The organism is Polaromonas sp. P1_G4, from assembly GCF_056405475.1.
Map to the genome: position 1 here is coordinate 1 of NZ_JBFUCA010000172.1, position 7,911 is coordinate 7,911.

The 7,911-nt window shown below is 64.2% G+C and carries 9 protein-coding genes; 3 read left to right on the forward strand and 6 right to left on the reverse strand.

Annotated features, from left to right (window positions below; translation table 11 throughout):
* Positions 1-120 precede the first annotated feature (120 nt).
* The 3 genes from AC1D1X_RS10575 to creC are packed head-to-tail and all read left to right on the forward strand — an operon-like array spanning position 121 to position 2,853.
* Positions 121-753 (forward strand): MarC family protein, encoded by a 633-nt coding sequence (locus AC1D1X_RS10575; RefSeq protein WP_457281681.1) that lies wholly within the window; start codon positions 121-123, stop codon positions 751-753.
* Positions 753-1,454: a two-component system response regulator CreB gene (gene creB / locus AC1D1X_RS10580; protein WP_477670236.1), complete on the forward strand. Its 702-nt coding sequence runs from the start codon at positions 753-755 to the stop codon at positions 1,452-1,454. The genes AC1D1X_RS10575 and creB overlap by 1 nt, the downstream gene beginning before the upstream one ends.
* A 1-nt stretch (position 1,455) precedes the next feature.
* Positions 1,456-2,853, forward strand: a complete 1,398-nt coding sequence (creC, locus tag AC1D1X_RS10585) for a two-component system sensor histidine kinase CreC (RefSeq protein ID WP_477670237.1) — start codon at positions 1,456-1,458, stop codon at positions 2,851-2,853.
* A gap of 14 nt (positions 2,854-2,867) precedes the next feature.
* Here creC and creD read toward each other — a convergent pair whose 3' ends face one another.
* From creD to AC1D1X_RS10615, 6 genes are all read right to left on the reverse strand, one after another.
* A complete protein-coding gene (creD, locus tag AC1D1X_RS10590) occupies positions 2,868-4,244 on the reverse strand; it encodes a cell envelope integrity protein CreD (protein ID WP_477670238.1) in 1,377 nt (458 codons plus the stop codon).
* Positions 4,245-4,564: 320 nt separating this feature from the next.
* Positions 4,565-5,125 (reverse strand): Crp/Fnr family transcriptional regulator, encoded by a 561-nt coding sequence (locus tag AC1D1X_RS10595; protein ID WP_477698251.1) that lies wholly within the window; start codon positions 5,123-5,125, stop codon positions 4,565-4,567.
* A 13-nt stretch (positions 5,126-5,138) separates the two neighbouring features.
* On the reverse strand, positions 5,139-5,852 hold the full coding sequence (locus AC1D1X_RS10600) for an ABC-type transport auxiliary lipoprotein family protein (RefSeq protein ID WP_477670239.1): 714 nt from the start codon (positions 5,850-5,852) through the stop codon (positions 5,139-5,141).
* Positions 5,849-6,781: an MlaD family protein gene (locus AC1D1X_RS10605; RefSeq protein ID WP_477670240.1), complete on the reverse strand. Its 933-nt coding sequence runs from the start codon at positions 6,779-6,781 to the stop codon at positions 5,849-5,851. Before AC1D1X_RS10605 ends, AC1D1X_RS10600 begins: the two co-directional genes overlap by 4 nt.
* Before the next feature lie 12 nt (positions 6,782-6,793).
* Positions 6,794-7,582 (reverse strand): ABC transporter ATP-binding protein, encoded by a 789-nt coding sequence (locus AC1D1X_RS10610; RefSeq protein WP_477698252.1) that lies wholly within the window; start codon positions 7,580-7,582, stop codon positions 6,794-6,796.
* A gap of 117 nt (positions 7,583-7,699) precedes the next feature.
* On the reverse strand, positions 7,700-7,911 hold a 212-nt coding region (locus tag AC1D1X_RS10615; protein WP_477698253.1), incomplete at its 5' end, for an ABC transporter permease.

Consider the following 7,911-nt stretch of genomic DNA (forward strand, 5'->3'; position numbering starts at 1 on the left):
CTGCCCCCCGAGGGGGCGCTGCGCCTGCGGCCCGGCGAAGCCGGTTCCGCGGCCCCGGCTGGAATGTGCTGGCTAGCCCGCTTTTGGGCTTGCCACTTGAATTGCCTCTAAGGAAAAACGATGGATTTCAAACCGCTTGTCACGCTGCTGGCCATCGTCAACCCGCTGGCCATCGTGCCGTTTTTTATCCACTACACGCAGGGCTTCTCCGACGAGCAGCGCCGCCGCACCATCCTGGTGGCAGCCTTTTCGGCTTTTGTCGTTATCGCCATCAGCGCGCTGTTGGGCCTGCAGATCCTCGACTTCTTCAGTATCTCGCTGGCGAGCTTCCAGGTCGGCGGCGGCATGCTGCTGCTGATCAGCTCGATGAACATGCTGAATGCGCAACCGGCCGAAGCCAAACCCCTGACCAATGAAATGGAAGACGGCGCCGAGAAGGCTGCGCGCGGCGCCAGCATCGCGGTGGTGCCGCTCACCATTCCGCTGCTGACCGGCCCGGCCACCATGTCGACCGTGGTGATTTACGCAGAGAAGGCCCAGACGGCCTTGCAGGTTGCCGCGCTGGTCGGCTACGGTGTGGTGATTGCGCTGGTGACTGCCATCAGCTTTTCGCTGGCCGAGCCGATTGCCCGCGTGCTGGGAAAAACCGGTATCAACGTCATGACACGTTTGATGGGTCTGATCCTGGCCGCGTTGGCGGTCGAGGTGATGGCCGGTGGTCTAGGAAAACTCTTCCCTATCCTGAGAAGCTGATGGCCGGCGCGCGCATTCTTCTTGTTGAAGACGACCCGGCGATTGCCCGGTCCATCATCTACACACTGGAGCGCGACGGCCTCACCGTGACACACAGCCTGCTGCTGGGCGATGCGCGCCGCCAGCTTGCGCTGCAGCTGCCCGACGCCGTGATCCTGGATGTCGGCTTGCCCGATGGCAGCGGTTTCGATCTGTGCCGCGAACTGCGCGCCGCCGGCAGCCTGCCGGTGCTGATGCTGAGCGCGCAGGGCGAGGAGATCGACCGTGTGCTCGGGCTGGAACTGGGCGCCGACGACTATGTGAGCAAACCCTTCAGTCCGCGCGAGTTGCTGGCGCGCGTGCGCAGCCTGCTCAGGCGCGCGCGCATGCCTGCCCCTGCAGCGGCGCCGGCTGGCGCCAGTCCTTTCGTGATTGACACCGCGGGCCAACGCGCAAACCTGCATGGCCTTCCACTCAACCTGACGCGCCGCGAATTCGGCCTGTTGGCCGAGCTGCTGCGTCACCGCGAACGCATCCGTTCGCGTGATGAGTTGCTCACTGCGGTCTGGGGCACGGATTCGGACAGCACAGACCGCACCGTAGACACCCACATCAAAACCCTGCGTGCGAAGCTGCAGGAAGCAGCGCCGGAGCATGACTACATCGTCACACACCGTGGCATGGGTTACTCCCTGGATATCAATCGCACCAAAGGCAGCTGACATGCGCCTGGGCATACGGCTGCTGTTCGGTTTTTTTCTGGTCACGGGCCTTGCTGCTTTTTTTGTGCTGCGTGTCTTCATGGCAGAGGTCAAGCCCAGCGTGCGGGAGGTCATGGAAGACATGATGGTGGACACCGCCAACATCCTCGCCGAACTGGCCAGCGACGACCTGTCGGCCGGCGCCATCGCCAACGGGCGCTTCGCCGGCCATGTGCGCAACTACGCGCAGCGGCCGATTGACGCGCAGATCTGGGGCCTGGCCAAGCAATCGCTGGACTTCCGGGTGTACGTGACCGACGCCGCCGGCAAGGTGGTGTTTGACTCGGAGAACGTGGCGACCGGCCAGGATTATTCGCGCTGGCGCGATGTGGCCCGCACGCTGCGCGGCGAGTACGGCGCGCGCGCCACCCGTGAAGTGCAGCAGGACGACCGCAGCTCCGTAATGTACGTCGCCGCGCCGGTGCAGCAGGACGGCAAAATCATCGGCGTGCTGACCGTCGCCAAGCCGATGGCCACCATCCAGGCCTTCATTGACCGGGCCGAACGGAAGATTTTCCTAAGCGGCCTGCTGTTGCTGGTGTTGTCGCTGGCCATCGGTGTGGCCGTGACGCTGTGGGTGGTGTGGAGCATTCGCAAGCTGCGCCGCTATGCCAACGCCGTCGGCCAGGGCGAGAAACCCGCGGTTCCGCAGATACCGGGCGAGCTTGGCGATCTGGCCATGGCAGTCGATGCCATGCGCCTGAAGCTGGAGGGCCACGAGTACATAGAAGATTACGTGCGCGCCCTGACCCATGAGCTCAAGAGCCCGCTCGCCGCGATCCGCAGCGCAGGCGAGCTCTTGCAGGACGAGCTTCCCGAACACGCGCGCCGCGAGTTTTCCGGGCAGGTACTGGCCCAGTCCGGCCGCATGCAGGCGCTGGTGGACCGCATGCTCGAGCTGACGAAGCTGGAGCAGCGCCATACAGAGGTAGAGCGCGAGCGCCTTGCGTGGGCCGGCTTCCTCCAGTCTTTTGAGCTGGAGACCGGCGCCGGCCGGACCCAGCATGCGATCAAAGTCGTAATCCGTCCGGAACATGCCGGCGTGCATGCGGAGCCCGGCTTGCTGGGCCTGGCGCTGAGCAACCTGCTGGAAAACGCGCGCTCGTTCGCACCCGAGGGCTCGGCGATCACCCTGGAAGCGGGGCCAGACTTCATCGCCGTGCAAGATGCCGGGCCCGGCGTGGCGGACTACGCCCTGCCCCGCCTGGGCGAGCGCTTTTTCTCGACCGTGCGGCCCGACGGACACACCAAAGGCTCGGGCCTGGGGCTGGCCATCGTGCGGCAGATCATGCTGCTGCACGGCGGGCGCATGGTGGTGCGCAACACGCAGCCCGGGTTGCGGGTCGAGCTGCATTTCTAACCGCGGCGCGCGCATCACGCGGCCACCTTTGCCGGTTCAGGTTTGACCGGTTCAGCCTGTTTGAACCGTGCGTACCAATCTACCTGCCGCGTCAGCATCATGATGGCCGCGAGCACGGCGAACAAGGCCACTGCACCCAGCAGCAAGGCTGTTTGCTCCATCCGCAGCAGCACAAACAGCATGCCGTACAGCGTGGTGATGCCCAGGCCAAACGGCAGGCCGCGCGACCAGCGGCCCAGCATGTGGCTGGCGTAATACGTCAGCAGAAGCACACAGGCGGCGGCGGCAATCGCATAAGCAGTTTCAAAGGGCATGTGCTCCGAAAGGCTCACAAGCAACAGGAAAAACATGCTCATGGCCGCACCCACCAGCAGGTACTGGATCGGGTGCACGCGCAGTGACTTCATGAACTCGAACAGCCCCACGGCCAAAAAAGTCAGGCCGATAAACAGCAGACCGTATTTGGTAGCCCGGTCGCTGAGCGCGTAGGTATTGGAAGGGTCGACAAAGGTCACGCTGAAGGCCTCCACGCAGGAGTTGGTGGCCGAGCCATCGCTGTAGGGCAGGCAAACGCTCTTGCGCTTGCCCGGGTCGGGCTGCGCCACCTCCTGCTGCGCAGTGCTGGCCAGCGAGCTGACGCGCCAGCTGGCTTCAAAACCCTGGTCCGTCACTTTGCGGTCCACCGGGAGAAACTGCCCGCCAAAACTCGGGTGCGGCCAGTTCGACGTGAGCTGCACCCGGGTGTCGCCACCTAACGGCACCACCGAAATACTTTCGGTGCCCACGAGTTCAAGTTCCAGTTTCGCCTGCAGCGGCGCCGCTCCCACCATGGCCATGGGTAACGGCGCATGCACGCCGCGCGGGTAGCTGCCATAGAAGGTACCGGGCTTGAGCGCCAGCACCTGCTCGCCGATCTTGACGCTGGCATGGCGGATGCCGCGCGAGTCGGACACCGCCATCATCAACAGCGGCTGGCCGCAGTTCATGCGTGAGCCGGCGTGTTCGGCCACGGGCTTGAGTGCTTCGGTGTCGGTCCATTCGGCCACGATGTCGGCCTTGAGGTTAAAGGCCTGCGTCGCATGCAGGCCGCGTGCCCGCGCCTCGAGTTTGCTGCCGCCCTTGACGGTCAGCGAAGCCGGCGCGGCCACCAGGGTGAACTCACGCCGCTCGGTTTGTACTTTCTTGTCCTCATACTTGATGTCCCACTCCTCGGTGCAGGCCCGGTGGATAAGCGGGCCGGTCAGCGTCTGCGGGCCGGCCAGGCTCTGCGCCACGCTCTGGATGGCAATTTGCCGGTAGGTCTGGCGGTCGTGCACCACGCCACTGATCTGGAACAGCGCGACGACCAGCAAAACCACCACCAGGGCCAGCGCGAAGAGTTTTTGTTTCATGACTTCCTTTCGTTTGAACAACGAAGGGAAGTGTGCAAATCGTGTGTGAGCTCAAGATGAGCTGCGGGCCGCTTATGTGAAGTGAGGGTGAAGTGGCGCCCCCACGGTCGCTCACTGCGTGTAGCTCCCTGCCCCCCGAGGGGGCCGCCCGCCCTACGGCCCGGCAAAGCCGGTCCCGGGGCTCATGCTGGGTTGAAGATTCAGGGCGTATTCAGTGGGAGTATTCCACCAGTGGGGGCCGAGGGTCCGGCTTCGCCGGCCCCAGGCGCCGCCCCCTCGAGGGGGGAACGGGCTACACGCAGTGAGCCTGGACGGGGGGTCTACTTCTTTCGAAGCAACTTGACCAGCTGATTGCTGGTGTTGCGCAGGCGCTGGGCCATCATCTGCGTGATCTTGACCAGCAGCTTGGCGCCCACGCCGGGGTGGTCGCGAATCAGCAGGGCAATTTCATGGCGGCCCCAGACGCCGGCCTCGACAGATTCGATGGCGGTGCAGGTGGCATAGCGCGGCTCGCTGTCGAGCATGGACATGTCGCCTATTGCCGCGCCGCTGCGCACCACGGCCACGCGCGAGACGACCGGTTCCGCGCCGGCTTCGGCCTGCGCCGCTTCGGCCGCTGATTCAAGCCGTTTGGTCACATCGACCGTGCCCTTGAGGATCAGCATCATCCAGTCGCCGGCTTCGCCTTCGCGGATCATCACCTGCCCCGGTTCGGCGCGAACCAGCAGCATGGACGCGCCCAGGATGTCGGCTTCGGCAGGCGTGAAGTCCTGCAGCAGCTGCGAGTTCTGCAGCAGKTCGGGTCCGTAAGCGCTCAGCTGCTCGCAGCAGCCGAATACATGCAGCCCGGCGGCATCCAGTTGTTCTTCCAGCGTTTTCATGGCGCAAGGCGTTTTAGCGCGCGGGTGTTTGCTGCAGCCATTGGTCCAGCTCCTCGATGGCAGCGTCGGTGGCTGCCGTGAGGGCCCGGACGCCGCCGGGAGCGTCGTTGCTGGGCGCAGGACGCTGCACGATGACATTGCGCTGCCCCACCAGCTTCTCGCCTGCGGGGGTGATTTCAAGCAGCGTGGCGCGCAGGCGGATCAGGCCGACGCTCGTGTTGGGCGCGCTGAAGAAGTGGCTGAATTCTTCCAGGTCCAGGCGCAGCAGCAGCGGCAGCACCGCGTTCTGGCTGCGGTTGAGTGCCACACTGGAGCCGGCGCTGAACACGGCGCGGCGCTGGCCAAGCTGTTCGCGCAGGCGCTGGCGCACCAGTTGTGCGGGCGGCATGCTCCAGCGCGCCTGCGAATACGGCCGCAGCTGCTGTGCGTCGGTATACGCCAGACGGTACAGCACCGCCATATTGTCGAGCGCGCCGCCGGAGGTGGAGATGTCGTCAAGCGCCAGCGGCGGCAACGGCGCCTGCCGCGTGCTGGGCTGAATGGCCAAAGGGCCAGGGCCGAAGTCATACATGGTGGCCCGCGTGGGTTTGTCGGGCAGGCCCGAGCAGCCGCTGACCGCCAGCGCCATGACTATCGAGGAAAAAATGGCCAAGGCCTTTGATGGACGGGCGCAAGCAGCTACTGAATTCATAGCAGATGAAAAGATCTTGAAAAAATCGAATGTCATTTTTTCTCTCCGTTGGCAGAAAAACCGGGCTCGCCCGGACCGGGCACCGGTGGACCGTTGCCGAAAATCAGCGACTGCGGGTTGTCGTCGACCGCGTTGACCGTGCGGCGCAACTGGCGCATGGTGCGGGCCGTTTCGTCGGCCACTTCGCCCAGCTTGGGCAGCGTGCCGGCGCTGAAGGTCTCCACCCCCGAGGCCAGCGCGGCGCCGCCCTCGGACAGTTTGTCGAGCGGCCCGCCTTTTTCACTCAGGCGCGTGGCGGTCGCGCTGACGTCGTCGGCAGCCGTCCTGACGGATTTCAGCGTCGCCGTCGCGTCGCGCGACAGGCCCGGCAGGCTCGCCACCGTAGGCTCGAGGCCTTTGGCCACACGGTTGATGCCGCTGGCCGCTTCGCCGAGTTGCGTGATGGCGGAAGTGACCGCCGCCTGGTTCTCGTCGGACAGCAGTTTGTTCAAACGCGTGCTGGCTTCTTCGACCTGGTTGAAGATCACTTCGCTTTGCTTGAGCAGCTTGTCCAGCCCACCTGGTTTGAGCGGAATGCGCGGCGGGTCGTCGTCGTTCACCGCCAGCCGCTCAGCGGACTTTCCGTCGTCGTCGAGCTGGATGAACCCGAGCCCCGTGACACCTTGTGATGCCACCGTGGCAAAAGTGGATTTGGTGACCGGCGCGCTGCGGTCGATCGAGACACGGATCAGCACATTGCCCTTGACCTTGGTGTCAAACCCGATGAGCTCGACCTTGCCGACCGGCACGCCGCGAAACCGCACCGTGGCCTGCGGCTGCAGGCCCGAAACAGTTTCGCTGGTGCTCATGTCGTACAGGTCGCGTTCGGTGTTGTCGCGCGTCAGCCAGATCGCCAGCAGGGCCAGCAGGGCGGTCACCACCAGTACAAATGCGCCGGCGGCCATGGCATGGGCTTTGTTTTCCATATCGAAGCCTTTCTAAACAGTAAAGGGGTATTCGCGCAGCAATTCCATCGCGCGCTGACCCCTTTCGCCAAGGAAAAATTCGTGAATGAAGGGGTGCGGAAACGCCACCACTTCCTTGGGCACATCGTTAACGATGACTTTTTGTTCGGCCAGCACGGCGATGCGCGTGCTGAGCTCAAAGAGCGTGTCCAGGTCATGCGTCACCATCACCACCGTGAGCTCCATGTCGCGGTGCAGCGAGCGCAGCAGCGAGACGAAACTGTCGGAGCTTTCCGGGTCCAGGCCCGCCGTGGGTTCGTCAAGCAGCAGCAACGGCGGGTCCATGATGAGGGCGCGCGCCAATGCCACGCGCTTGACCATGCCGCCCGACAGATCGCTCGGCATCTTGTCGGCCGCGTCGGGGCCCAGGCCCACCATTCGCAGCTTGACCATGGCCGCTTCGTAGACCAGTGCGCGCGGCAAAGTCTTGAGCTCACGCAACGGGAAGGCGATGTTCTCGAGCACCGTGAAGGCCGAAAACAGCGCACCCTGCTGGAACAGCATGCCGACACGGCTGGCCGCTCCCCGCTTGCCAAGTTCGGCGGCCRGCCTGCCCAGCACAGTGATCTCGCCCTGGGTGGGTTTCTCCAGCCCCAGTATCTGGCGCAGCAACACCGTTTTACCGGTACCCGACCCGCCCACCAGCGACAACACCTCCCCCCGCTCCACCGTGAGGTCCAGGTCCTTGTGCACTACGGCTTTTTTGTCGCCGTTCTGGAACACGGTCCAGAGTTTTTTGATATCGACGATGGAATCAGTCATTGGGAAAACGCCGAAGGTGTTTTGACGTGTGCAATTTTCCGCCGGGCCGCCCCAAGGAAAATGCGCCCCCTTGGGGGGCAGAGAGCCACACGCAGTGGGCGAACGTGGGGGCCCTGTTCATATGCCCACACTCTTGAACAATACGGCGAACAATGCGTCGACCAGAATCACCACCGTGATGGACGTTACGACCGACGCCGTGGTGCCCTGCCCCAGGCTTTCGGTGTTGGGTTTGACACGCAGGCCATAGTGGCAGCCGACTAATGCAATCAACACCCCGAACACAACGGATTTGGCCGTGGCCAGCGTGAGGTTGGCCACGTCAACTG

Coding starts and splice junctions, on each gene's coding strand:
- AC1D1X_RS10575 (WP_457281681.1), top strand. CDS start 121: ATGGATTTCAAACCGCTTGTCACGCTGCTGGCCATCGTCAACCCGCTG.
- creB (WP_477670236.1), top strand. CDS start 753: ATGGCCGGCGCGCGCATTCTTCTTGTTGAAGACGACCCGGCGATTGCC.
- creC (WP_477670237.1), top strand. CDS start 1,456: ATGCGCCTGGGCATACGGCTGCTGTTCGGTTTTTTTCTGGTCACGGGC.
- creD (WP_477670238.1), bottom strand. CDS start 4,244: ATGAAACAAAAACTCTTCGCGCTGGCCCTGGTGGTGGTTTTGCTGGTC.
- AC1D1X_RS10600 (WP_477670239.1), bottom strand. CDS start 5,852: ATGACATTCGATTTTTTCAAGATCTTTTCATCTGCTATGAATTCAGTA.
- AC1D1X_RS10605 (WP_477670240.1), bottom strand. CDS start 6,781: ATGGAAAACAAAGCCCATGCCATGGCCGCCGGCGCATTTGTACTGGTG.